This window comes from Streptococcus sp. Marseille-P7375, from assembly GCF_902460365.1.
GTDB classification, from domain to species: domain Bacteria; phylum Bacillota; class Bacilli; order Lactobacillales; family Streptococcaceae; genus Streptococcus; species Streptococcus cristatus_I.
In genome coordinates, this window is the sequence record NZ_CABPTR010000001.1 from 773,921 (window position 1) to 798,554 (window position 24,634).

At 43.4% G+C, this 24,634-nt stretch carries 26 protein-coding genes and 1 pseudogene; all 27 read right to left on the reverse strand.

Annotation, left to right across the window (positions count from 1 at the left end; genetic code table 11):
- Window positions 1-28 precede the first annotated feature (28 nt).
- Window positions 29-877, reverse strand: coding sequence for a DegV family protein (locus FZ954_RS03980; RefSeq protein ID WP_148877639.1), 849 nt, complete (start codon window positions 875-877; stop codon window positions 29-31).
- A 2-nt stretch (window positions 878-879) separates the two neighbouring features.
- Window positions 880-1,254: a DUF1149 family protein gene (locus tag FZ954_RS03985; RefSeq protein ID WP_005590470.1), complete on the reverse strand. Its 375-nt coding sequence runs from the start codon at window positions 1,252-1,254 to the stop codon at window positions 880-882.
- A gap of 108 nt (window positions 1,255-1,362) precedes the next feature.
- Window positions 1,363-1,806, reverse strand: coding sequence for a hypothetical protein (locus FZ954_RS03990; protein WP_262366220.1), 444 nt, complete (start codon window positions 1,804-1,806; stop codon window positions 1,363-1,365).
- Between the two features lie 72 nt (window positions 1,807-1,878).
- A complete protein-coding gene (locus tag FZ954_RS03995) occupies window positions 1,879-3,840 on the reverse strand; it encodes a fructose-specific PTS transporter subunit EIIC (protein WP_062006088.1) in 1,962 nt (653 codons plus the stop codon).
- Window positions 3,837-4,748, reverse strand: coding sequence for a 1-phosphofructokinase (pfkB, locus tag FZ954_RS04000; RefSeq protein ID WP_148877296.1), 912 nt, complete (start codon window positions 4,746-4,748; stop codon window positions 3,837-3,839). Before pfkB ends, FZ954_RS03995 begins: the two co-directional genes overlap by 4 nt.
- Window positions 4,745-5,488: a DeoR/GlpR family DNA-binding transcription regulator gene (locus tag FZ954_RS04005; RefSeq protein WP_148877298.1), complete on the reverse strand. Its 744-nt coding sequence runs from the start codon at window positions 5,486-5,488 to the stop codon at window positions 4,745-4,747. The genes pfkB and FZ954_RS04005 overlap by 4 nt, the downstream gene beginning before the upstream one ends.
- A 295-nt stretch (window positions 5,489-5,783) precedes the next feature.
- Window positions 5,784-6,755 carry a CPBP family intramembrane glutamic endopeptidase gene (locus FZ954_RS04015; RefSeq protein WP_062004987.1) on the reverse strand — a complete coding sequence of 324 codons (972 nt, stop codon included), beginning with the start codon at window positions 6,753-6,755 and terminating at the stop codon, window positions 5,784-5,786.
- 19 nt (window positions 6,756-6,774) lie between these two features.
- Window positions 6,775-7,398, reverse strand: a complete 624-nt coding sequence (locus FZ954_RS04020) for a TIGR01906 family membrane protein (protein ID WP_062004986.1) — start codon at window positions 7,396-7,398, stop codon at window positions 6,775-6,777.
- Entirely contained in the window at window positions 7,391-8,161 is a 771-nt protein-coding gene (locus FZ954_RS04025) for a TIGR01457 family HAD-type hydrolase (protein WP_148877301.1), read from the reverse strand. The genes FZ954_RS04020 and FZ954_RS04025 overlap by 8 nt, the downstream gene beginning before the upstream one ends.
- A gap of 3 nt (window positions 8,162-8,164) precedes the next feature.
- Window positions 8,165-8,908 carry an acyl-[acyl-carrier-protein] thioesterase gene (locus FZ954_RS04030; RefSeq protein WP_148877304.1) on the reverse strand — a complete coding sequence of 248 codons (744 nt, stop codon included), beginning with the start codon at window positions 8,906-8,908 and terminating at the stop codon, window positions 8,165-8,167.
- A gap of 3 nt (window positions 8,909-8,911) precedes the next feature.
- A complete protein-coding gene (hemW, locus tag FZ954_RS04035; RefSeq protein WP_148877306.1) occupies window positions 8,912-10,042 on the reverse strand; it encodes a radical SAM family heme chaperone HemW in 1,131 nt (376 codons plus the stop codon).
- A 116-nt stretch (window positions 10,043-10,158) separates the two neighbouring features.
- Window positions 10,159-10,452, reverse strand: a complete 294-nt coding sequence (locus tag FZ954_RS04040) for a cupin domain-containing protein (RefSeq protein WP_125383712.1) — start codon at window positions 10,450-10,452, stop codon at window positions 10,159-10,161.
- A 210-nt stretch (window positions 10,453-10,662) separates the two neighbouring features.
- Window positions 10,663-11,265, reverse strand: a complete 603-nt coding sequence (locus tag FZ954_RS04045; RefSeq protein ID WP_148877309.1) for a hypothetical protein — start codon at window positions 11,263-11,265, stop codon at window positions 10,663-10,665.
- Between the two features lie 201 nt (window positions 11,266-11,466).
- Window positions 11,467-12,513 carry a dTDP-glucose 4,6-dehydratase gene (gene rfbB, locus FZ954_RS04050; RefSeq protein ID WP_062004974.1) on the reverse strand — a complete coding sequence of 349 codons (1,047 nt, stop codon included), beginning with the start codon at window positions 12,511-12,513 and terminating at the stop codon, window positions 11,467-11,469.
- 241 nt (window positions 12,514-12,754) lie between these two features.
- Window positions 12,755-13,348: a dTDP-4-dehydrorhamnose 3,5-epimerase family protein gene (locus FZ954_RS04055; RefSeq protein WP_015605114.1), complete on the reverse strand. Its 594-nt coding sequence runs from the start codon at window positions 13,346-13,348 to the stop codon at window positions 12,755-12,757.
- Window positions 13,349-13,352: 4 nt separating this feature from the next.
- Window positions 13,353-14,222: a glucose-1-phosphate thymidylyltransferase RfbA gene (gene rfbA / locus FZ954_RS04060; RefSeq protein ID WP_045499704.1), complete on the reverse strand. Its 870-nt coding sequence runs from the start codon at window positions 14,220-14,222 to the stop codon at window positions 13,353-13,355.
- A gap of 253 nt (window positions 14,223-14,475) precedes the next feature.
- Window positions 14,476-14,638, reverse strand: a pseudogene (locus tag FZ954_RS12155) (ZIP family metal transporter); the annotation flags it as partial.
- Between the two features lie 22 nt (window positions 14,639-14,660).
- The gene (locus FZ954_RS04075; RefSeq protein ID WP_148877314.1) at window positions 14,661-15,131 is read right to left on the reverse strand and encodes an 8-oxo-dGTP diphosphatase; all 471 of its coding nucleotides are present in this window, start codon (window positions 15,129-15,131) and stop codon (window positions 14,661-14,663) included.
- 108 nt (window positions 15,132-15,239) lie between these two features.
- Window positions 15,240-16,280 (reverse strand): hypothetical protein, encoded by a 1,041-nt coding sequence (locus tag FZ954_RS04080; RefSeq protein ID WP_148877316.1) that lies wholly within the window; start codon window positions 16,278-16,280, stop codon window positions 15,240-15,242.
- On the reverse strand, window positions 16,277-17,389 hold the full coding sequence (locus FZ954_RS04085) for an FAD-binding oxidoreductase (protein ID WP_148877318.1): 1,113 nt from the start codon (window positions 17,387-17,389) through the stop codon (window positions 16,277-16,279). Before FZ954_RS04085 ends, FZ954_RS04080 begins: the two co-directional genes overlap by 4 nt.
- A gap of 11 nt (window positions 17,390-17,400) precedes the next feature.
- A complete protein-coding gene (locus FZ954_RS04090; protein WP_148877320.1) occupies window positions 17,401-18,198 on the reverse strand; it encodes a Nif3-like dinuclear metal center hexameric protein in 798 nt (265 codons plus the stop codon).
- On the reverse strand, window positions 18,185-18,874 hold the full coding sequence (locus FZ954_RS04095; RefSeq protein ID WP_148877323.1) for a tRNA (adenine(22)-N(1))-methyltransferase TrmK: 690 nt from the start codon (window positions 18,872-18,874) through the stop codon (window positions 18,185-18,187). Before FZ954_RS04095 ends, FZ954_RS04090 begins: the two co-directional genes overlap by 14 nt.
- Window positions 18,875-18,993: 119 nt before the next feature.
- Window positions 18,994-19,782 (reverse strand): glutathione-dependent disulfide-bond oxidoreductase, encoded by a 789-nt coding sequence (gene yghU, locus FZ954_RS04100; protein ID WP_148877325.1) that lies wholly within the window; start codon window positions 19,780-19,782, stop codon window positions 18,994-18,996.
- 68 nt (window positions 19,783-19,850) lie between these two features.
- Window positions 19,851-20,531: a DnaD domain-containing protein gene (locus FZ954_RS04105; protein WP_148877327.1), complete on the reverse strand. Its 681-nt coding sequence runs from the start codon at window positions 20,529-20,531 to the stop codon at window positions 19,851-19,853.
- A gap of 9 nt (window positions 20,532-20,540) precedes the next feature.
- On the reverse strand, window positions 20,541-21,482 hold the full coding sequence (gene metA / locus FZ954_RS04110) for a homoserine O-succinyltransferase (RefSeq protein WP_148877329.1): 942 nt from the start codon (window positions 21,480-21,482) through the stop codon (window positions 20,541-20,543).
- Between the two features lie 99 nt (window positions 21,483-21,581).
- Window positions 21,582-22,094: an adenine phosphoribosyltransferase gene (locus FZ954_RS04115; protein ID WP_005590499.1), complete on the reverse strand. Its 513-nt coding sequence runs from the start codon at window positions 22,092-22,094 to the stop codon at window positions 21,582-21,584.
- 120 nt (window positions 22,095-22,214) lie between these two features.
- Window positions 22,215-24,434, reverse strand: a complete 2,220-nt coding sequence (recJ, locus tag FZ954_RS04120) for a single-stranded-DNA-specific exonuclease RecJ (protein ID WP_148877331.1) — start codon at window positions 24,432-24,434, stop codon at window positions 22,215-22,217.
- Window positions 24,435-24,634: the final 200 nt, after the last annotated feature.

Genomic DNA, 24,634 nt, shown 5'->3' on the forward strand with positions numbered 1-24,634 from the left:
TATTCTTGACTAACCGCTCTGGCAAACTCTAGACCAGCGGAATGTAGGCCAAAGCGACACTACCCTCGCCCAAGTGAGTTCCAATTACACTACCGAAGGTAGCAAGAGAAATATCGTCCGCTATGCCAGCCTCTATCAGCTGCTGGCGTAAGCTTTCCGCCTTCTCTTCAGCATTCCCATGAATCACTATGATCTGATAAGAAGCAGAGGCAGTTTTTTCCTCCACCACTTCAATCAATCTCTTAATCGCTTTCTTTTCTGTCCGAATCTTTTCAAAGACTTCGATGACACCTGCATTGTTAAAATACAGAATCGGCTTGATACTTAGGAGATTTCCCAAAATAGCTGCGCCATTGGACAAGCGACCCCCCTTAACCAGATGATTGAGGTCATCAACCATGATAAAGGCGCTGGTTCCATCGATTTGTCGTTGAATCTTAATCAAAATCTCTTCAAAATCCTGCCCCTCAGCAGCCCAAGTCAAAGCATTTTTAACCATGAGCCCCAGCGGAGCACTGGTGATTTTTGAATCAGGAAAGGCGATTTTCAAATCAGGAAACTCGTCCTTGAGATACTGGATATTTTGATAAAATCCTGAAATTCCACTGGATAAAAAGAGCCCTAGTACATGCGTGTAATCCTCACTGGCAAGACGCGTCAACGTCTCCTCCAATTCTGCCACACTAGGCTGACTTGTCTTTGGCAATTCATCTGCAGCAGCCATTTTCTCATAAAACTCACTGGCCGTCAGATTTTTTCCTTCCACATAAGTCTCTCCAGCAATCACTACTGGAATATCAAGCACAAAAAGATGGTCATTTCCACGAAGGCTATCCGGTAAAAAAGCGGACGAATCCGTTATAACCGCTAATTTCATCATTAGAACTCCAAATTAATACCTGGTAAATCTAGCGCAATTTCAGTCACTTCATACGTCAAGCGATTGAGCATAGTCAAGCAAGGACGCGCCAATTCTTCCACTTCTTCATGCTCAAACTCACTAGGTTCCTGCACCAAACGTCCTTGAATATGATTTGTCTGCGTAATCGTTCCACTAATCACAAAACGATCAAACACAATCATGAAAGTCAAAATCACAATCATGGATGTTGAATTCTTTTCTTCATTTCTTTCAATCAGCTGAAAATTCACGTCAACTTTTGTTTCAGGTGTTCCATTTTCTTTTTCCCATTCAAAATTGCGTGCATCAAAATGATACTGGCTGACAAATTCTTGTTCACGTTGTAATTCCATTACTATTCTCCTAAAAATATACGATAGTCCATTATAACATAATTTGATGTATCTTTCTAGCGATAATTATATTCATAACTTTATTCACTAGGAGATGGTGACGAATTCTCACAAAGTCTGAAACTGATTCTGGGCGTAATTTTTCCATACTTCCAAATACTCGCTCGTCTCGCCTGCTTCTCTACGCTTAAAGAATAGATTAAATAAAAATCCAACAAAGCCCGGATAAGATTGTGTTCTTACCAATTGGCAGGTAGAAGAAGTCAAAGGAATCACTTGACAATTTAAAATCGAATGCAAGAGAGAGTGTCTCGCATGTATCTCAATCAAAAAGGCTTCCTCATTGACCTCGCTTATTTCGCAAGATATTTTTATTCCTTCTTTTGTCACAATATCGTATTTTCTTCCTTCGTAGAAAAAGTCTTCTCCGCCTTCAAAGTAAATGGCTTGGTTTGTTGATAAATTAGGAAGCCATTTATCCATCATTTTCAATGCTTCCCAAGCAACTTCTGCTTTCATATTCACAACTAACTTATCTGTATATGTTTTCATGATCTTATCCCATCTATTCAAATTATGGCAAAAAGAACCTTGACAAACCATCAAGATTCTTTCGCATATGTTTTATTTTTCAAGTGGTTTACGCAAATATCCGAAAAGAATACCGCTGACAACTGCACCAATCAAGACATAGACAAGGTAAAGGATTGGGTTGTTAGTCAAACCGATGACGAAGATTCCTCCGTGAGGAGCCATGAGTTTGATACCAGATAGACCGACAAGTGCACCTGTAAGAGCTGAACCGACGATAAAACTTGGAATTGCACGGGCTGGGTCAGCAGCTCCAAATGGAATCGCACCTTCTGTGATGAAAGAAAGTCCCATGACGATATTTGTCAAGCCAGAATCACGTTCTTCAGTAGTAAATTTATCTTTGAAAAGTAGAGTTGCAACAAATACCGCAAGCGGTGGAACCATACCGGCTGCCATAACCGCTGCCATGACTGGAGAACCACCAGTTGAAACAGTACTTGCCAGCGTACTTGTACCAAATACATAAGCTGCTTTGTTGACTGGTCCACCCATATCGACAGCCATCATACCACCAACTAAGAGACCGAGAAGAACCGCAGAGCTTCCGCTCAGACTAGCAAGGAAATCGTTGAGGGCTGTATTGATTGCTGACATAGGGATATTGACTGCCAGCATAAGGAAGCCAGTCACAAGAACACCAAGAAGTGGCAAGAGTAAGATGGAGCGAATACCTTCAAGTGAGCGAGGCAGAGCTGCAAGTAATTTGCGAAGGACTAAAATCACACCACCAGCTAAGAAACCACCGACCAGAGCTCCAAGGAAACCAGATGATACACCCGCTAGAGAGAGTGTCTTCTCACCACCTGCAGCATAGGCAACACCACCAAATGATGCACCGCTGCTAGCAATTGCACCGGCTACGAAGCCAGAAACCAAACCTGGTTTTTCAGCGATTGAGTAAGCGATATAACCAGCCAATACTGGCAACATGAAGCCAAAGGCTGCACCACCAATTGCCTTAAATTGAGCTGCAATCTCATGATAGCTTCCCAGATTAGAAAGCTGATCCTTTGGCACGCCTAAGATCTGATCCAGCAAGAAGGCAATGGCAATCATAATCCCGCCACCAATAACGAATGGCAACATTTGGGAAACACCGCTCATCAAATGCTTGTAAAATGCTCCGCCTAGACTCAGTTTTTCATTGCTGCTAGCTACTGCAGCGCCACCATTAGCAGCCTTATAAACTTCAGCATTGCCAGAAAGAGCTAAATTGATGAGTTCTTCAGTCTTGCGGATACCGTCTGCAACTGGGCGGCTGATTAAAGGTTTGCCATCAAAACGATCCATTTCAACAGCCTTGTCTGCTGCGATGATGACTGCTTTCGCTTTCTTGATGTCTTCTGCTGTCAGTTTGTTGCCAACACCGCTGGCACCATTGGTTTCAACCTTGATGCCGACACCCATTTCAGCAGCCACTTTTTGAAGGGCTTCTTGAGCCATATAAGTGTGGGCGATTCCTGTCGTACAAGCTGTAACGGCTACGAGGAAGTCGCCAGATTCGTTGGCAGGAGCAACAGTTGCAGGCTCTTCTGCTTTTTCTGAAGCTTGGTCAAAGAGAGCAATAACTTCATCTGGCGAAGATACTTTACGCAATTTGTCAGCAAAACCGTCTTTCATCAAGTATTGAGACAATTCTGCCAAGGCAGCCAAGTGAGTATCGTTAGCACCTTCTGGAGCTGCAATCATGAAGAAGAGATCGGTTGGTTGACCATCCAAACTTTCATAGTCAACACCCTTGTTTGACTTAGCAAAGAGAACCGTTGCTTCTTTGACAGCAGAGTTCTTGCTGTGAGGCATAGCAATTCCGTCACCCAAACCAGTGGAAGTTAGAGCTTCACGCGCTAAGATTCCTTCCTTAAATGTTTCAAAATCCGTCACATAACCGTGATCGACCAAACTTTTAATCATCTCTTCGATGACAGCTGTTTTTTCAGTTGCTTGCAAATCCAGCAACATGACATCTTTTCTCAATAGGTCTTGAATTTTCATCGTTTTTCTACCTCAACTTTTTCATATGTTTCTTTAATAAATTCCGCTGTTGCCAAGTCATCCGAGAAGGTAGTTGCCGTTCCGCAAGCCACTCCCCATTTGAAGGCTTCTACTGCATCTTTTGATTTGAAAAATTCACCGGTAAATCCAGCAACCATAGAGTCACCAGCTCCCACTGAATTTTTCACAGTTCCCTTGATAGGTTTGGCGAAGTATGCTCCTTCAGATGTGACAAGAAGGGCACCGTCGCCAGCCATAGAGATAATGACGTTTTGAGCACCTTTAGTCAGCAATTCCCGAGCATATTTCTCGATTTCGTCTAGGCTTTCCAGTTTCACTCCAAAGATAGCTCCAAGTTCATGATTATTTGGTTTGACCAAAAGTGGCTGGTAGTCCAAACTATCAATCAAGGTCTGTCCTTCAAAGTCACAAACCACTTGCGCACCAGTCTGACGCGTCAAGGCAATCAGCTCCTTGTAGATGACATTTCCCAAGTTCTTAGCACTTGAACCCGCAAATACAACCGTATCTTCTGCTGTCAAACTAGATAAAATAGCTTTCAATTCTTCTAGCTGAGCTGGTTCAACATTTGGACCCGTTCCATTGATTTCTGTTTCTTGGTCTGCTTTGATTTTAACATTGATACGCGTATCTTCCGCCACTTGGACAAAACGAGTTTCGATTTCTTCTTCTGCCAAAGTATCTGTGATAAATTTACCAGTAAAGCCACCGATAAATCCAGTCGCTGTATTTGGAATATCCAAACGTTTCAAGACACGACTGACATTGATTCCTTTCCCACCAGCAAACTTATCATCACTGTCCATACGATTGATACTACCGACTTGAACCTGGTCCAAGCGAACGATATAGTCAATGGATGGATTGAGTGTGACTGTATAAATCATGCTTCTATTACCTCCGTTTTTTCTTTAATCTTTTGAATCACTTCAGATTCAGTTTGGTTTGTAATAAGCCTTGCGCGCGATATTGGTGCCACTTTTGAAAAAGATGTATTACCCAACTTTGAAGCATCAGCCAAAACATAAGTTCTCTTAGCATTTTCGAGAATAGCGCGTTTCACTGCTCCTTCTTCCATGTCCGGAGTCGTGAAAAATCCATCGTCAATTCCATTCATTCCGATAAAAGCCTTGTCAAAATTCAGCTGTCCGATTTGATTTAGAGCTACACCACCAATACTAGCATCTGTCGACCGTTTCACGACACCACCAATGATCACAGTGGGAATATTACGCTCCACCAGCTTAGTCGCATGATGGATAGAGTTGGTCACCACCGTCACGCTTGGATCATGCAATTCATTGACTAAGAGTTCATTGGTCGTCCCTGCATCAATAAAAATGACATCGTATTCTTGAATCAAGCTGGCTGCTTTTTGAGCGATCCTGGTTTTTTCTTGAATGTTTTTGATAGATTTTTCTTGATTGCTTTCTTCCTCCTGCAAAAAGTGAAGACTCTCTGCACCACCATGTACACGCCTCAACTTCCGCTCACTTTCAAGCTCATCTAAATCTCTTCTAACAGTTGATTCTGAAGTGTCTAAAGCTTTTACTAGATACTCTAAAGAAACAAATTTATCTTTCATAACTTTCTCGAGAATCAGCTGCTTTCTTTTCGACTTCAGCATAGAATACCTCCTCTGCAATCGATTACAGTTCTATTATACAAGATTAAATTCCAAAGTCAAGCATTTTCTATCATTTTCTATCAAAACAAATCATTTGTTTGAATATAGAAGAGGCTGGGAGAAAAGTCCTAGCCTCTCAATTGTCTTTGGATTGTCGAGCAAGACGCAGTGGTTGAGTGGACTCTACTACGCTGATTTCATCAGCTTTTACAGCCCTACTCAACTGTGCGGAGGTGGGACGACGAAATCGAATTCTAACGAATTACCGGTTTCTGTCCCACTCTCAATTCCTTTATTATCTTGTAGTGATATAGACAAGAAGGATCGGTAAAAAGGCAGCAAGCACACATAAGATTGAAAATACCCAGAACCAAACTGATTTAAGAGCTTGCTTATATGTTCCCGGCTGAGATCTATTTTCAGCAATATAAGCTTTAATTTTTGACCTATTTAGGATAAGTACAATCAATACTACGGTTGTTCCTGCAGTCATCAATCCATAATTTATGAGATTCACGATACTTTCTGGAATATAGTTGGTCAGGAAATCAAGCCCCTCTGCGATGACCAAATTATTGAAAATATGGAAGAAGATCACCCAGAAAATAGAATATTCAAAAGCGATGTAACCAAATCCCAGACCAATCAGAGCTGCAAAATACACCTGATAGAGATTTTCATGAAACAGTCCGAAAAGAAGAGCCGTCATGACAATGGCAAAAACTTTTCCGTGTTTTTCCAAAGCCCGCAAGCCTGCTCCCCGAAAAATAATCTCCTCCGTAATCGGTGCCATGATGGTGGTATAGATAAACATGGTGATGGAATGAGAGCTAAAATCCTGTGATAAAATCTCAGAAAGATCCAAACCAAAGAGAGACAAAATAGCATTCATGATTTGACTTGTCACAGTACTAAACAGCTGAGAGAAAAACAAGAAGCAAATCATGAAGAAGAAGACCTTAGGAGTCATTTTCTTACTTTTCTTGCGCAAATCTCGCGTGAAAAGCTGCTTGCCCCTGAAAATCGTGAAAATAAGCACTCCCACACAAGAAGCGATAATGTAGGAACCGCCATCTTTATCCATAAAACTTTTCACAAATTCCTCAGTCTTACCTATATCAAAGCCCTGCTGAAAAAGAACAAAGAAATAGGAAAAGACAGTATAAAGTATTACAACCACTAGCATCACGATAGAATAAGTGAAGCAGCTTGCTGAAAATCTCCCCAGATCTTTCTTGGGATTTAAAGGCTCAGGTAACGTATTCATAAAATCTCCTTTGTTATTATTAGCTACGAGTCTTTCTACTTAAAAAATACAAACTTAAAAAGATTCCTTCATAAAGAAGAGCAAAAAGAATAAAGGCGTGCATGAAAAATTCTTCTGGCAAAATCCAGATGACTGGATCCTTGGCTGGATCAAACAACCATGTATTATCTCCCACAAAAAGCACTTGATGAAAGAGCGTAAAAAAATTGTTAAAACCAATCAAACCAGCCAAGCAAATCATGACAAAGGGCAATACGCTCAAGATAAACAAATTTCTTTGATAAAGAGCTAGAACTTCTTTTTTGACCACTTTTTTGATAAAGAAAATCAAAGACGGAAAGGTTAGCAGAAAGACAGCCTGCGCCAAGTGGAAGAGATACTTGACTGCCTGAAAATGATGCAGGCCGGCTGCCGACGAGTGAAAATCAGGCATCGCCAACTTCTGACTAAAAGGATTGGTCAAGTAATTCAGCAAAATGTTGAAATTAAACTGGATGGTCTCTGCTTTCAAATGAACCTTATCGGGCAAAGCGAAATAGGAAATTTCCAGCGGATAAAACAGCCAAGCCAGATAAATAGTCAGCAAGATAGCTGCTGCCAGCAAGCACAAAACGCTGGCTGAAAATCTTAACTTATCACGCATCAAAGTCCCACTCCGCTAGACTGGACAAGACATGTGTCGGTTGGATAGGCAGACTGGGCACCTCTTCTGGCAGGGTAAAGCCTGTCGTAACCAAGAGAGTCGGAATGCCATTATCAATTCCCGCTCGAATATCTGTCAGGTAGTTATCTCCGACCATGACCACGTCCTCACGCGCCAGCCCTAAATGCTCTATCGCTTTTTCCATGATGATGGCATTGGGCTTGCCGATAAAGGTCGGCTTAACCCGAGTAGCTGCTTCCAAGAGGGCGTTAATAGCACCCGCTCCCGGCTGCAGACCTCGCTCGGTCGGAATATTGAGATCAGGGTTGGTCCCGATAAAGTGGGCACCCTTTTGAATAGCCAAAGTCGCTACTGTCAGCTTCTCATAGTCCACTTCCCAGTCCAGCCCCACTACTACATAGTCTGGATTTTCTGCGTCCTCTATATATCCAGCTTCTTCAATGGCATGTTTCAGTCCGACATCACCAATAACGTAGACTTTCTTGCCCAGATTTTTCTCCTGCATGTAGTCAATAGTAGCCAGAGTCGCTGTGTAAATGGTTTCAAGTGGCGTCTCAATATTGAAATTCTCAGCTAGCATGGTTTGAACCATTTCTGGCGTACGCGTGGTGTTATTGGTCACGAAAAGATAGGGAATCTTGCGCTTCTGTAGCTCATGCACAAAGGCTTCGCCAGCAGGAATTCGGCTCTTTCCCTTATAAATCGTCCCGTCTAAATCAATCAAATATCCTTTATAAGTCATACATTACTTTCTAATCTCTTTTATCTCTTGCCAAGTGATCATAGCCTGGGCATTGACTTCACCGTCACTGGAAATCTGGTGATTACTCTGCAGGCCATCTAGTTCATAGCTAGAAGCAATCATGCCGCCTGGTCGAACTTCCTTAACATACTTCAGGTTAATTTTCTGAGGAATATGCCGGGTAAGAAAGTCTGCGCCCATGACCTCAAAGATCCAGTCCAGATACTTGCTATTGTTGACATGCCCGTTCATATCCAAGTCGTAAAAGCGCACATGGTAGTCCTTGCTGATAGAATTTTCCAAAGCTGGATACTTGGGGCCACGCAGCAATTTCTTGGAAAACTCTGATTGATATGGTGCTACAATCTCCGGTTCAACGGCATGAACCTTGCGGCTATCCCGATCCATAAGGACAAAAGTCGCCATCATCTGGATAATAGCCTCGCCCGCTTCATCAAAAATCGTGAAGCGACGGTAGCAAAAGAGTCGATTGTAAGTCAGGGCCTCTGTCTCAATGGTAATCTCCTCTGCGAAACGAGGCAGACGAACCACATCAATATCATAGTCCGTGATAATCCAGACCAGATTGTACTGCTCCAATATGTCCTTGTCACTGACGCCAAGCTCAATCGACTGCATGCCCGACACCTGTAAGGACAGCAGGATAACATCTGGCAGCTTGATATGGCCATTCATATCAGCCATATCAAAAGGAATTTTCATTTTCATTTGATAAGTTAAGCCCATGATTTACTCCAATATAAATTTCTCAGCAACTGTATCGCCCAAAAAGAGGCCTTTTTTAGTCATGCGTACGATGTCTTTGTCTGGCACTAGCAAACCCTGCTCAGTTAGCTCAGACACGACAGCACCGTACTGGTCTTCAAAGGAAAGACCGAATTTTTCCTCAAAACGTTTTTTAGAAACACCCGACTTCTTTCGAAGCCCCAGAAACATCTCTTCTTCCATCTTTTCATGCAGCGTCAGCACCTCTTCTTGCACACGAGCATTGCCCGCTTCCACCGCCTGCAGATAATGACGAATGGGACCGTGGTTTTTATAGCGAACACCATCGACATAGCCAGACGCTCCCGCACCGATACCATAATACTCCGCATTGTCCCAGTACATGAGGTTGTGACGGCTCTCAAAGCCTGGCTTGGAAAAGTTAGAAATCTCGTAATGCTCAAAGCCTGCCTTTTCCAACTCAGCTATAATGTATTCAAACATTTCCGCTTCCAAGTCTTCCTTGGGCAGAGGCAACTTCCCTCTCCTCATCCGATTCATGAAGACCGTATGATTCTCCAAAATCAAGCTGTACAAACTCATGTGAGGAATGTCCAAGGCAATGGCCTTGGCTACATTGGTTTTCACATCCTCCATGGTCTGCTTGGGCAGGGCATAAATCAGGTCAATCGAGATATTGTCAAAACCTGCTTTTTTGAGATTGGCAATGTTCTCATAGATGTCCTTTTCCAAGTGACTGCGGCCAATCTGCTTGAGCATGCGGTCGTTGAAAGTCTGTACACCCAGAGAAACCCGATTGACAGGCGAGTCTTTAAGTACAGCAATCTTCTCCTCATCCAAATCTCCAGGATTGGCTTCAATGGTCAGCTCCTCAAGATAAGACAAGTCCAGCTTGTCCGTCAGCTTTTCCAGCAAAAAAGCCAACTGAGGTGCTGATAGAGCCGTCGGAGTCCCACCACCGATATAGAGGGTACGGAGCTTTTTGATGTCGTAAGAATCATACTCCTCAATCAAATGCTCCAGATAACTATCTACCGGCTGATTTTTGATAAAAACCTTGGAAAAATCGCAATAATAACAAATCTGAGTACAAAAAGGAATATGCACATAGGCAGAAGTTGGTTTAGTTTGCATAGTATTTATTATAGCATAAAATTAGCGACAAAGCCCCCTTGGAAAATAGAATAAAAAAACTCAAGAAATAGAAAAATTCCTTGAGTTAATGTTGAAAGAGCTTCTGTTCGAGTAGATCACGGATAAAGCAACTGCTGAATCACTAAAACATGGCTCTCTTCCACACCATATAAACTATGAAGTTCATTAGGCTCCATTGTCAGAAAACTTCCCGGTATCAATTGTACAGTTTCTCCCAAGGCAGTAAAATCCACCTTCCCTTCTAGACAGACAACTGTAACAAGAGCATCTGCGCTATGTTCAGGGATTTGTTTTCCTTTAGCAAGGTGCAAATGTCGGATGAGACGTCCTTGCTCTTCGACCGGAGTTTCAACCACATCAACATTTGGATCTATTGAGTAAAATTTCATCGTTTTCCCTCCTTTTCTTCATTTTAGCATAATTCCGAAGAATTGTCTGAATTTTTTAATATTCCTAATTACTACCTACAAAGTTATAAAATATGGTATTTTCATCATGCTCTGTTCAATTAATTTCTTAAATATAAAAAGATTGAAGAACGTCACCTAAAATAGGTCTTTTCTTCAATCTAGAAATTTGTTATGAATTAGATTTCAAAATCATTGAATTCCATAAACCATACTGATCTGGATTTTAGCAACTCCATTCTGCAGGCTGATTTTGTCAATGCTGAACGGACTCTGTGGCAGAGGTAGAAGGAAACTATCTCCCTCCGTCGTGATAGTCGAATTAGAGGTCTGCAGTTGCTGCTTCAGCATGCCAGTCACCCAAGATTTAGGGATAGGAAGGATGCCTAGCTTAGCATCATCGATTGTGATGTATAAGGCACTCCCCTTCACCGTCACATCTACCTCTAGATCTAGCTTACTATCAATAAAAAACAGCTTAACCGGATACTGGATGCGCAGCTTATTGCCTTCAATGCTGTAAGCACTGTTCAGCAGCTCCTGATTCTCGCTATCAGTCAGCGAAGACTTGAGAAGCTGATTAAGCTGGACACTATTGAGAGAGACCTCAGTGCTGACTCCCTGAGCTGTTGCATTAGCATTGTTCAAAGTCGGCTCAATCATACTTTCCCACGAAGTATTCGCTTGAACATTTTTTAGTTGTTCATTCGGATTGATAGAAGAAGGAACCAGAAATAGCACTGCTGCAAGCAACAGCACCAAGACAATTCCCACCAATCTTTTGATCAATTTCATATCTGTCTTCCTTTACTTTGAGAAATCTCCTTAGCTGAAAACACAGAAAGGATTTATCCCATTTTACACTATTTTTACATCATTTTCTGTAACAAAGAGATTAAAAGACTAACAATCCTATGAAAAAGGCTGGGACAAATAATCCCAGTCTCTTCGTCTCATATCGCCTGTATAACAGGGCTTAGCATAAATATTCTATTCTTACTTAATCACTTGTTGCGTCTTAGCATAGTTAGCTTCGACTGCTTCTTTTTCTGATTTCCACCAGTCTTGATTGTCTGTGTACCACTTGATGGTCTCTTTGAGACCCGCTTCAAAGTTGGTAAACTCTGGCTTCCAACCTAGCTCATCGCGGAGCTTGCTAGCATCAATAGCATAGCGGAGGTCGTGGCCTGCACGGTCTGTCACATGGTCATAAGCATCAGCCGGCTGTCCCATTTCCTTGAGAATCAGCTCCAGCACTTCCTTATTATTCTTCTCACCATCAGCACCAATCAAGTAAGTTTCACCGATTTGACCCTTAGTCAGAATCGTCCAAACGCCTGATGAATGGTCATTGGTATGAATCCAGTCACGTACGTTTTTACCTTCACCGTAAAGTTTTGGTTTGATACCACTCAGGATATTGGTGATTTGGCGCGGAATGAACTTCTCGATGTGCTGGTAAGGACCATAGTTGTTTGAACAGTTAGAAATCGTCGCTTTGACACCAAAAGAGCGCACCCAAGCTTTGACAATCAAATCTGAAGCTGCCTTGGTTGATGAATAAGGCGAACTTGGATTGTACTTGGTTTCAGCCGTAAATTTCTCACCTGGACCTTCTCCATGACCTGGTAAATCTTCACGCAGAGGCAGGTCCCCATAGACTTCGTCAGTTGACACATGGTGGAAACGAATGTCGTATTTACGAGCAGCTTCCAAGAGTGTGTAAGTTCCGATGAAGTTGGTATGGATAAATGGACTCGGGTCATTGAGCGAGTTATCATTGTGGCTTTCTGCCGCATAGTGAACGATAGCATCAGCTTCAGCTGCCAACTTATCTACCAAGGCTGCATCAGCAATATCTCCAACAACCAACTCAACGCGGTCGCCTAAAATTTCTTCAATATTGGCGCGATTACCCGCGTAAGTCAGCTTGTCCAGCACTGTCACATGAACATCTGGAAAGTTATTGTAAACATAGTGGACAAAGTTAGAACCGATAAAACCAGCTCCACCTGTCACGATAATTTTTTTATATTCAGTCATTTTTATTCCTTAAACTTTTTTATAATTGCCTTAAGTGGTGGGGACGCAAGCAAACCTCCGGTTTCATTGCTTATTTTTGAGCCTAATGTCTCAAAAATCCCCTGTCATGTAACAAACTAAACAATTTGTTACATGACTTACACCACAGCGGCAATCATTTCTTTAATTCGCTTCGCTCGGATTAGAGCTGGCTAAATCATATATTTCAGTATCAATTAATGAATCAGAAAAGAATTCTTTTTTACAAATCTTCTTTTCTTAAAGGTTTGACATCCTTGAGTAATGGATGGTTCTTGTCTGCTTCTGAGACTTCTGCTGCTTCTAGATTTTCCCACTGGATGCCTAAAGCTGGGTCTGCATAGTTGACAAAGGCATACTTAGGTTTGAGTTCCAAAGCCCAATAGTCATTCACAAGATAGCTATAGGAAACCGTGTCAGAAAGGACTTGGAAACCGTTGGCGACGCCACGTGGCACAAAAATCCCCTTGCTGGCATCAATTACTGTCTGGTAGGTATTGCCAAAGGTCTCACCTTCACGCAGGTCTACCCAAGATCCCAGCACCTTGCCGTCATCTGCAACTGAGATGTACTTGTCCCAAGGCTCAGCATGAAGGCCACGCAGGACATTTTTACGAGAAAAGCTGACATTATTTTGTAGTTTTCCTTCTGCAAAGAAGCTTTCAGGGAAGCCTAGCGGCAGCATTTTTTCCTTTTGGAAATTTTCCTTAAACCAGCCTCGGTTGTCCCCGCGAACAGGAATATCAAATTCTAACATTCCAGGAATTCCGGGAACCTCACGCGCTGCTAATTCCTTATCAAAAAATTGTTCTGTCATCTTCTTATGCTTCTCCAATCAAACGGAGCAAGTATTGTCCGTATTCATTCTTCTTCAACGGCTGCGCCAATTCATGCACTTGCTCTTTAGTGATATAACCCATGCGGTAGGCAATTTCTTCCAGATTTGCCACTTGCACGTTCTGCATACGCTGAACCGTTTCAATATATTGTGCTGCTTCTAAGAGACTTTCGTGAGTTCCTGTATCCAACCAGGCAAAACCACGTCCCATAAGCTCAACAGACAAGTCACCACGATCCAAGTAAGCCTTGTTAACATCTGTAATTTCTAACTCCCCGCGAGGGCTTGGTTTGATGTTCTTGGCAATTTCTACGACATCGTTATCGTAGAAATAGAGTCCTGTCACTGCATAGTTAGAGCGCGGCTGTTCTGGTTTTTCTTCGATGGAGATAGCATTCATATCTTCATCAAATTCTACAACACCAAAACGTTCTGGGTCCTTGACATGGTAGCCAAAAACAGTTGCTCCTTTTTCCTTAGCAGCAGCATTTTGGAGCATTTTACTCAGACCTGGTCCATGGTAAATATTATCCCCAAGAATCAGCGCCACGCGGTCATCTCCAACGAAATCAGCCCCAATGATAAAGGCTTGTGCCAGCCCGTCCGGACTTGGCTGCTCAGCATAAGAGAGCTTGATGCCAAACTCAGAGCCATCACCCAGCAAATCCTCAAAACGAGGCAGATCCGTCGGAGTGGAGATAATCAAGATGTCCTTGATACCAGCCAGCATAAGAGTTGACAGTGGATAATAAATCATGGGTTTGTCATAAACCGGCATGAGCTGTTTTGACGCAGCGCGGGTCAATGGATACAAACGTGTACCAGAACCACCTGCAAGAATAATACCTTTCATATGAGTTTCCTCTCTTAATGTGTTCTCCTTATTCTACCATTTTTGAAAGCGGATGTCATCCTTTTCACTACTCTTAAATAAAAGAAAAAGAGCGGAAATTCCGCTTTCTTCCGCTCTTTGATTCCAAGTCGATATCAACCCAAAGCCACATCTAAGACCATCATGAGAACAAAGCCCACCATGAGACCTAAAGTCGCCAGATCAGTATTGCCATTGGTCTGCGAATCCGGTATCAGCTCCTCTACCACCACGAAAATCATAGCTCCTGCCGCAAAGCCCATCATAATATCCAGCAACTTACGACTGACCTTTTTAAAGAAAAATACAACAGCCGAGCCCACAATGGTACATCCCCATGTAAAAAGCCTAGCCAAGAATGCCTGCATAACCAGAGGCTGCGATCGTAACCAGTCCATAACTTCTCCTTATCCTCTGAAATCAATCATACAAAATCGTCTTGGTTTCGCCGATACAGTGTTTTTCCTCATTCCAGTAATGAATCCGCTCGAAAGAGCCTTTCCGCCAGTAGAGAGGCAAACGTTCACGTATGTCGTCCTGCATATCTATTTGTTCAAGTTCCGAAATCTTCCACCATTTTGGCTCCCCTTCATGATCGTTTCCCCTGACTTGCCCCTTAAAGGCAGTACAAAGAAAATCGTAATACACATACCGTTCTTTTTTACTCGGATTAGTGAAACCTGAAATTCCCTTCAATTCCAAGTTTAGAGCAGTCAGCCCCGTTTCTTCTTTTAATTCGCGCCTTGCAGCTTCGAAAAAAGATTCTGGAAACTCCACCTTCCCGCCTGGTTGTATCCACCCTTTAAAGTTATCATGCTGGCGATTAAGCAGTAAAATTTCATCATCTTTTTTTACACAAACATTGACCCAATTCAAAATAGTTTCTGTCATATCAAACCTTCTCCACATGGAACTAGTAACTTTAAGAAAAGCGCAATCATGACGCTTGCACAACAACAAGCTGTAATGAAAACAAGCTCCTAAAAAATTTATTCCAAGCTAATAGTGTTTATTTTGGATAGAAAATCGAACGATCTGATGATTTTGAACAATGACCTCGTATTTACCAAATCCAGAAGACTTACTATGTTTCCCGACACTAATGACCATAAGATAGCGTGCATTCGGTAGCTTCGTGAAATCTAGCTGCTCTTGTAAAATCTGCTTGATTTTATCATCATTCTTCTGGTCTTGGCCAATACTAATGATAGATCCATCATCTTGCTCCACGTTCAAAATTACCTTCATTTCAATGGCAAGAGCCTCTTTTTCCAACATGTCAGAAATAGGAATTGGATATAAGCCCTGCAAAGGCTGGCCTTCTGCCCGATTCTTTTTTATAAGAGCCTCGTATACATCAATATGTGGCGCATCCTTATCTATCATAAAATCAAGGGATTCTAGATATAGTTTCTTCTTATCCGCCCTTGTAAAGCTATCTTTTACAGTCTGTAAAGTTTCACTAAAACCCGGACTCAGCTCAAGTCCCGTATAAGCGATACTAGGAAAAACTTGATAAATCGCATCTCCCTTTTCAAGCTGTAGGTCAATATCCGTTTTTCCATATTTCTCATCCCGAGAGGTGTAATACTCAATTCGGTCACCGATCTTAACCGTTTTCCCCTCAATTTCCTCAGAATACTCAGCACTGATTAAATAACCAGCAAAAGAGGTATAGTTTTTATTAGCATCTAAAACTCTGACCGTTCCTTCAAAACCGCTCTTCTCATAAGAGCGCTGAACAGCTTGTACCATTTCATATTTCGGCACTCGTACAAAAACTCCCCATATATCTATGAAATTCAGAAACATAGAGACAAGAGCCATGAGAAAAACGATCGCCACACTAGATAGGAAACAGCCCAAAACACCAAAGCCTATTTTCTTTTTTGTATTCTTTGCTAGTTCCTGATTTCCTCCATTATTTTGAGCAATAAGAGGATGTTGAGAACGACTTTTGTGTCTAGTAAATAGAATAAGTGGGATTGAAATTGATATTGATATTACTAGTAAAAGTAAAATGAGGAATATTATAATCATTTGTTTTCCTTAAGTATCTTCTTCTCCACGTACCGTCCAATAGGATAGTCAGATTGATCTAGCAGTCCTGCTTCTCCTAAAGCTATCTGAGCTAATTGGCGTCCGATGAGTGGGCCAGTTGTCAGACCAGAAGAACCTAATCCACTGGCAGCGTAAACATGCGGCAAGTCTGGCACAGCGCCAAAGAAAGGAGAAAAGTCGCTGGTATATGCCCGCGTTCCCACGCGCTCGCCTAAAATCTCCGCTTTAGACAGCCTTGGCAAATAAGTTTCCGCTTCTTGCTGCAACTGATCCAGCACCATCTTATCGACCGTCAAATCAAAGCCCTGATCATTTTCATGGCTAGCACCGACGCTGACCTTACCTGCTAGAAAAGGAATGATATCCAGCTCGCCCTCAGGCATCATAACAGGGTAGTCATCTGTCTTTTCAGCCAGCTTAAAATCACGTAGCTGTCCCTTTTGCGGCCGAACATCTGTCACATAGCCTAGCGGCTGCAAGATTTCTCCCAGCCAAGCCCCCACAGCTAAGATAACACAGTTAAAGCTGCGTCCGTCCACAAGAACTTGCTCCCCATCTACTGCCAGACTTACCTTTTTCTCAACCAACTCAGCCTTGCTAGCTTTCAGAAGCGTCTCCGTCAAGAGTGCTCCCTCCACACGAGCCCCGCCGGAAGCATAGAGAAGCCGCTCAAAGCCTTGCAAGTCTGGAAATTTCTCCTGAGCTTCCTGACGGCTGAGAAGACTCAAGTCCCCTATTAAGGGCGACTCTTCCCGACGATTAGCAGCTAAATCATAAAGTTCCTGCAGCTTGCTTTCATCCTTTTTCAGCATATAAACACCTGTCTGTTGGTAAAAGTCTGTCTGGATTCCAGCCGCTTTCAAATCCTCAATCAAGTGCTGATAAAAATCAGCGCCCAGACGCGCCATCCTGTACCAAGCCTTATTGCGACGCTTGGAAAACCAAGGACTGATAATACCAGCTGCTGCCTTGGTTGCCTGCCCCTTGCCGTCATCAAAGACAGTCACTTCCACATCTGGGTATTTGGACAGATAGTAAGCGGCTGTTGAGCCAACAATCCCAGCTCCAATCACTGCTACTTTTTTCATGTCGCTCCCTCTCAAATATGTCGGAAAGGATTGGTCGAAGCCTGACTAGCCAGAATCTCAATCTCCCATCCTTCTTCTGCCTTCCAAGTATCAAGCTTTTCTTTCAATTTTTCCGTAAAAAGAACCTCGATATGGTGTCCAGGATCCAGCGCCAAAAGCCCTTCTGTCAGCATTTCCTGAGCAGTGTGATAGTAAATATCACCAGTTATGTAGACCTGCGCTCCCTTGGCAATAGCCTCCGGATAAAAGGACTGACCGCTGCCGCCACAGATAGCCACACGCTCAATCACGCGTTCGAGATCCGCTTCTTCATAAGCGACCAGACGCAAACTATCTAGGCCAAAAGTTTCCTTGACCTTAGACGCAAAGTCCCCAAAGGTCTGAGGAGCAATCTTCCCCACGCGGCCAATACCATGTTCTGGCCCCGTCTGACTGAGAAAACTTGTCTCCTCAATCTCTAAAAACTGGCAGAACCAGTCATTGAGCCCGTCCTCTACAACATCAATATTGGTATGGCTGACATAGACAGCAATATCATGCTTGATGAGGTCTAAAATCATTTGATTTTGCGCCTTATCCGCCACTAGGTCCTTGAGCGGGCGAAAAATAGGCGCATGCTTAACGATAATCAGTCCAGCACCAGCCTCAATAACCTCCGCCACCGTCTGCTCGCGAATATCCAGTGCCACTAGAACCTTGTCCACTTCTTTGTCCAAAGTACCGATTTGCAGGCCTGAAATGTCGCCCTCCATGGACAGTTCTTGCGGGCAATAGGCTTCATAACGGGCGATGATTTCACTTGCTAACATGGAGTACCTCCTTGATACTTTCGATTTTTTGGGACATAGCAGAGCGTTCTAGCTCATTCTTTTCTGGGATGTGGGCTAGAGCTTCTTCGAATTTCTTCAGTTCTTTCTGCCATTTTTTCCGAAAAACTAGCGATTGCTGCTCTAACAGGAAAGGACCAAAGCGGTTTTCTTGCTCTGTCAATGTTTGCTGGCCGGCTTCTGCCACTAGGATTTCATAAAACTTTCCAGCCTCTTCTAAGATATCCTCAGCCAGCAAACGAAAGCCGTTGGATACCAGCCAGCTGCGGAGCTCATCCTCTCGGTTATTGGGCTGCAAAATCAAGTAGGAAATAGACGCAAGCTTAGCTCTGCCATTTTCCAAAATCTCTGAAATCAAGCGACCACCCATGCCAGCGATGACGATGGTGTCAATCTGATCTTCCGCTTCAAAAGCCGCCAAACCATTGGCCAAGCGAACCTCAATCTGCTCCGTCAGCCCATGCTCTGCCACATTTTTCTGGGCAGACCGAAAAGGCCCCTCTACCACTTCTCCGGCCAAAGCCTTCTCAATCCGTCCCTCCTGAATCAGGTAAATAGGCAGATAGGCATGATCGCTCCCGACATCCAGCAGCTTTGCTCCATTTGGTACAAAAGCAGCCACTCGCTCCAAGCGTTGGGAAATCGTCTTTTTTTGCATTGCTTACTCTTTTCTATACATTCTTCTATTCAGTATATCATTTTTAAGGGTATAAAAAAAGCAGCGGAGGAAAAATCAGCCTGTTAATAAACTGATTCTGTTTCGCCACTTGTCACTTTTTATTTGATTTCTTGATACTCGGCAGCTAAACCACGCTGGACTGCCGGACGAGCCGCAATCTTCTCCGCCCAGGCAACTAGATGTTTGTAAGATGCAACATCCAAGAACTCCGCTGCTCCAGTATAGATCTTATCTTGCACCAACTGACCATACCAAGACCAGATAGCAATATCAGCAATACTGTAGTCATCTCCAGCGATATAAGCTTTCTTGGCTAATTCTTTGTCCAGTAAATCCAGCTGTCGCTTGGCTTCCATCGTAAAGCGGTTGATCGGGTATTCTAGCTTTTCTGGAGCATAGTTAAAGAAATGACCAAATCCGCCACCCAAGAAAGGCGCCGCACCTGTCTGCCAGAAGAGCCAGTTGAGCACCTCAGTTCGACCAGCCAAGTCTGACGGAATCAGCTTTCCGAACTTCTCTGCTAGATAAAGTAGGATATTGGCTGACTCGAAGACACGAATAGGCTTATCAGCTGACTGATCTAACAAGGCCGGAATCTTAGAGTTGGGATTGATTTTCACAAAATCTGAGCCAAACTGGTCGCCATCCATGATGCTGATCTTATAGAGGTTATAGGCCGCCTCTGTCACCCCTGCTGCCAGCAGTTCCTCTAGCATAATCGTCACCTTAACGCCATTTGGAGTCCCAAGTGAATAAAGCTGAAAGGGCTCTTTACCGACAGGAAGGTTTTGTTCAAAACGCGCGCCCGCAGTAGGCTGATTGATACCTGAAAATTTTCCTTGGTCGCTGTCCGCAGCGGACCAGACTTTTGGTAATTGATAGGTCATACTTTTCTCCTTTTTTTATAAAACCAAGGGCCTGTCGTATCTAACAGGCCACTGTTAATCTAGTAAATTCAGTCCTTCCACAAATTCATGGCCTTGAGGAAATCATCCGAAACCGTTACATTCTGTGGATTACTTGCTTCACGCTCCGCCCGTTTGGCTTCTACCTGAGCTTGGGTTGTAATGCCTTCCCGCCGCCAATTACGCAAGATAGCCTGAATATATTTCCAATTGGTCTTGCCATTGAAAACCGCTTCGCGTAAAGCAGCCTTGACCAGGTCTGGATTGGTTTGATCGTCCTTAATGGTCTTGGTCAAATCCTCAATTTCAAATGGAGTCAAAAGACGACCCAGCTCTTGCTGGAAGGTTTCAACCAGTTCCTTGAGAAGATTGCCATCAGACGCTGGCCTTGCCCCTGTAGGACTGGAAGTGCCTAGAATCTCGTCTAGCTTTTCTAAGGCTGGCGAAGCATCAAAAATCGCTTCAATTTCCCCATTCAGTTCGATGGTTCTGTACTGGAGCAAGCCTTTTTCCGTCAGATGGGACATGGAACGATTGACCTCGGACAAGGTCTTGCCAATATGCTCCGCAATCTGACTAGGCGCAAACTCCTCCAATGAGGTGGTATTTTGCAGATAGAAAAACTGCCAGACCAAAAAATCATCACTGGAATCAAAAATGTCTTTAAAATGCAAAAAGAGGGCACTTGGAAGAACCAAGTTGCCATTTTTGTAAGCTGCTAAATAAGTCATAGTACCTCTTTATAAATAAGCAAAGAAGGATGCATCATTCTCTGGACTTTGCCAATCAAATGGCGTTTCTTGATAGACTGCATAATTGACCCAATTACTGAAAAAGAGAGCTGCCGCCAAACTCCAGCGCAGACAAGGAGTCGTATTTACATCATCATTCTTGAAGTAATTCTCAGGAATATGAGGATCCTTGCCCGCTTCCAAGTCACGGAAATACTCCTTGGCAAGGGTATCACGGTCGTACTCCATATGACCGAAGCTATACACCTCTCGCAAGTCTCGGCTCGCCAAAACAGACAAGCCAGTCTTTTCTCCCTCAGAGAGAATTTCTAGATTGGTCAGATTCAGAATATCTTCTTTCAGTACCTCAGTATGCCTTGAATGAGGCGTGATAAATTCATCATCAAAACCTCTAAAAAGTAGATTATTGCTTGGAGCCGACTGCTCGTAAACACCCGAAAGTTTCTCTTCCATCTGGTGCTTATCTACGCCATAGCGGGCATAAAGGCCAGCCTGTGCTCCCCAACAGATATGTAAAGTCGAAAAGACATGAGTCTTGGACCATTCAATCACCTGCTGGAATTCCTCCCAATAGTCTACTGCCTCAAAGGGCAGATGCTCTACTGGCGCTCCTGTGATAATCAAGCCATCAAAGAAACGATGTTTGACCTCATCAAAAGTCTTGTAAAAGGTCCGCATATGTTCCACTTGAGTAGTCTTTGACGTATGAGAAGTCATATAAAGAAACTCAATGGTCAGCTGCAAGGGCGTGTTGGCCAAATGACGTAAAATCTGAGTTTCCGTCACCATTTTCTGGGGCATAAGATTGAGTATCAAGATATTCAAGGGGCGGATATCCTGATGATCTGCCCGGTCATCATCCATGACAAAGATATTCTCAGAGCTTAAAATTTCAACTGCGGGAAGCTTCTTATCAATCTTGATAGGCATAAAAATATCTCCTTTTGTTTAATATACCTATTATACTCAAAGGAGATATAGTTTCAATTATACTTTTTCTCTAACTAGATATAGTAATAAGCTATATCTTTAGTAGTGCATCAATACTTTGTAGTCATAATCGCCGATTGCTTCGCGACCTTTGAGCTCATCCAACTCGATGAGGAAGGCACAACCAGCAACAACTCCGCCAAGGCGCTCAATCATCTCAATGGTTGCCTTAACAGTTCCACCAGTCGCAAGAAGGTCATCGACAATCAGAACGCGTTGACCAGGTTTGATTGCATCCGCATGCATGGTCAAAGTATCTACACCATACTCTTTTTCATAGTCTGCTGAGATAACTTCACGTGGAAGCTTTCCTGGCTTACGGACAGGAGCAAAACCAACTCCTAATTCAAAGGCAACTGGACAGCCTACGATAAAGCCACGCGCTTCTGGACCGACGATCATGTCGATTTCCTTGTCAGTCGCATACTGTACAATTTCACGTACAGCGTAGCTATAGGCATTCCCATCAGCCATCAAAGGGCTGATATCGCGGAAGAGAATCCCTTCCGTTGGGTAGTTTTCAATAGTTGCAATATAATCTTTTAAATTCATAATATTCTTTCTTTCAAAAAATTTTTTACTCTCTATTATACCATGTTTTATTTAAAAAGGCTCTATCAGTCTTTCAAATTTTTTTAGATATGAAATGTTTAGAAAATAGAGGGTTTTCCCTTATTTGTCCATCAAATAATCATAAATCTCCTGCACAGTGCCCAGTGCCATGAGTTCTTGCTCTTTGACTAGACGCTTGAGGTCTTGGTAAATGTGACTGCTATCAATTTCTTTCTTTTCAGCTTCCTTATTGACCGTCATGACGCCTTCGGTGATGCTGACAAAGCCCAGCTCTTCAAAAATCTGAATCATTTTGACCAAGAGAATCGGGTCGATTTTCAGGTAAGCCGCCAACTCTTTAAGTTTATAGCGAACGTCAAACTCAGGGAACTGGTAGATGGTCTTGTAGAGTTTAGCAAATTGCTCACGAGTACCATAACCGGTCAGATAGTAAGGTTTGGTAATCTCATTCTTAAAGTAAATCGCTTCGAAATCTTGAGACTGAAGAATCTTCTTCAAGACCTGCAAGTCATCGGGCAGGTCATAAACCACAACTGCTCTGCTATTTGTCAAATCTGGCAACTCCTCTGTAAAACGCAAGACTGGAACTTTGTCAGGCAGTGTCGCATTTTTGCCACGAATATTGAAAAGCTGAATGCCGTCCACACGGGCATCTACCAGCATAAGCTGGAGACTGGTCTGGCCGTTCCATTTATTGACAGAGAGGCTGACAGCTAGCTCCAGATTCTTGGTTTGGGCAAACTCTGTTGCCAGGTTTCCTTGCCCAAAAGCTACTACTTCAAAAGATGCATCTTTCTGAGAAATTTTCAGCTTGAGATGGCCATTGCCAGCCCCCATAGTCCGAGCATTGTCCACTTTAAAATCCTTGAGGTAAAAAAGCGGCTTCTTATTGTCCATACCAAAAGGCGCCAGTTTTTCGAAGCTTTTGAGTGTATCAAGGGTCAGTTCTGGCAGATGTAGCTCCTCATCTAAATACAGGGCTGTTTTGCCAGTCAAATCCAAATCATTGTCTAAGATGTAGGCTGTCAGGATATCAGCAAGCTCCGCCAGCTTGTCTGCTTCGAGAGTCATTCCAGCTGCTCCAGCATGGCCGCCAAAAGCTACAAAGAGATCACGGTGGCTGTCCAAGGCCTCAAAAATATTGACCGCTTCAATACTGCGAGCGCTGCCCTTAGCGATGCCATCCTCGATATTAAGCACTATGACTGGCTGGTGCAGCTCTTCCAGCAAGCGCCCAGCGACAATTCCTAGCACACCAGGGTTCCAACCTTCCTTGGCTAGCACCTGCACTGGTCTGCTAGCGTCCAGCATGGTTTTGGCTTCGTCATAAATCTGCTGGACGATTTCCTTGCGCTCGTCATTTTTCTGGTTGATCATGAGCGCAATGTCACGAGCTTCTTCATCGTCAAAGCCTGTCAAAAGCTCAACTGCTGGATTTGGATCATCCAGCCGTCCCAGTGCATTGAGTCGGGGGGCAAGCTGGAAGCCAACCGTTTCTTCGTCCAATTCATCTGGCTGAATACCAGCGATTTTAAAGAGTTCCTGAAGACCCACCCGCTGGGTGTTTTTGAGGACGGAAAGGCCGTATTTGACCAAGTTCCGATTCTCCCCCGTCAGACTGACCATATCGGCAATGGTGCCAATGGCTACTAAGTCCAAAAGTTCGACTTGGACTTCTTCCAGCAAGGCTGTTGCCAGCTTAAAAGCCACCCCACAACCAGCTAGATGCTTGAAAGGGTAATCCGCTCCGCTATGTTCCGGATGGACGATTGCATAGGCGTTTGGCAGCTCCTCAGGCATAGAGTGGTGATCCGTCACGATGACATCTACGCCCAGAGACTGGGCCAGTTCGATAGCTTCAAGGCCCGCCACTCCATTATCCACTGTAATAATGAGCGAGATGCCTTGATTTTCAATAAAATACTTGTAAACACTGCTATTAGGACCATAGCCGTCCGTAAAGCGATTGGGCAGATAGACCTGACACTCAGCCCCCAGCTGCTCCAAGGCTTCCTTGACAATAGATGCCGAGGTCATGCCATCAGCGTCATAATCACCATAGATCAGAATCTGCTCATAATTCTCAATCGCTGCACGAATGCGCTCCACTGCCCGCTCCATATCATGCAGATCATAAGGGTCGTGAAGCTGGTCTAAACTAGGCTCCAAAAATTTCTGTAAGGCCTCTTCAGTCTGCACACCTCTTTGATAAAGAAGACTGGCAGCTGCGGGTTCTAGCCCAGCTTTCTTAGCCTTTTTTAAAAATTTTTCGTCTGTAAAATTTGTGGCAAACTGCCAGTCGTATTTTGAGCTAATCATGATGAGTGAAACACTTTCTCCGTTCAATCTTGTCTGAATATTATAACATGAAAAAGCGACAGAACAGAAGAAAAAGACACGGAATATTTCTTCTGTTCCATCACTTTATGTTTTACTTCCTCACTCGATTAAAATTTGAGCAAGGGCAATTTTACTGGATTTTTGCTTACCAGCTAGGGCTTCTCCGATCGGCAGATCCG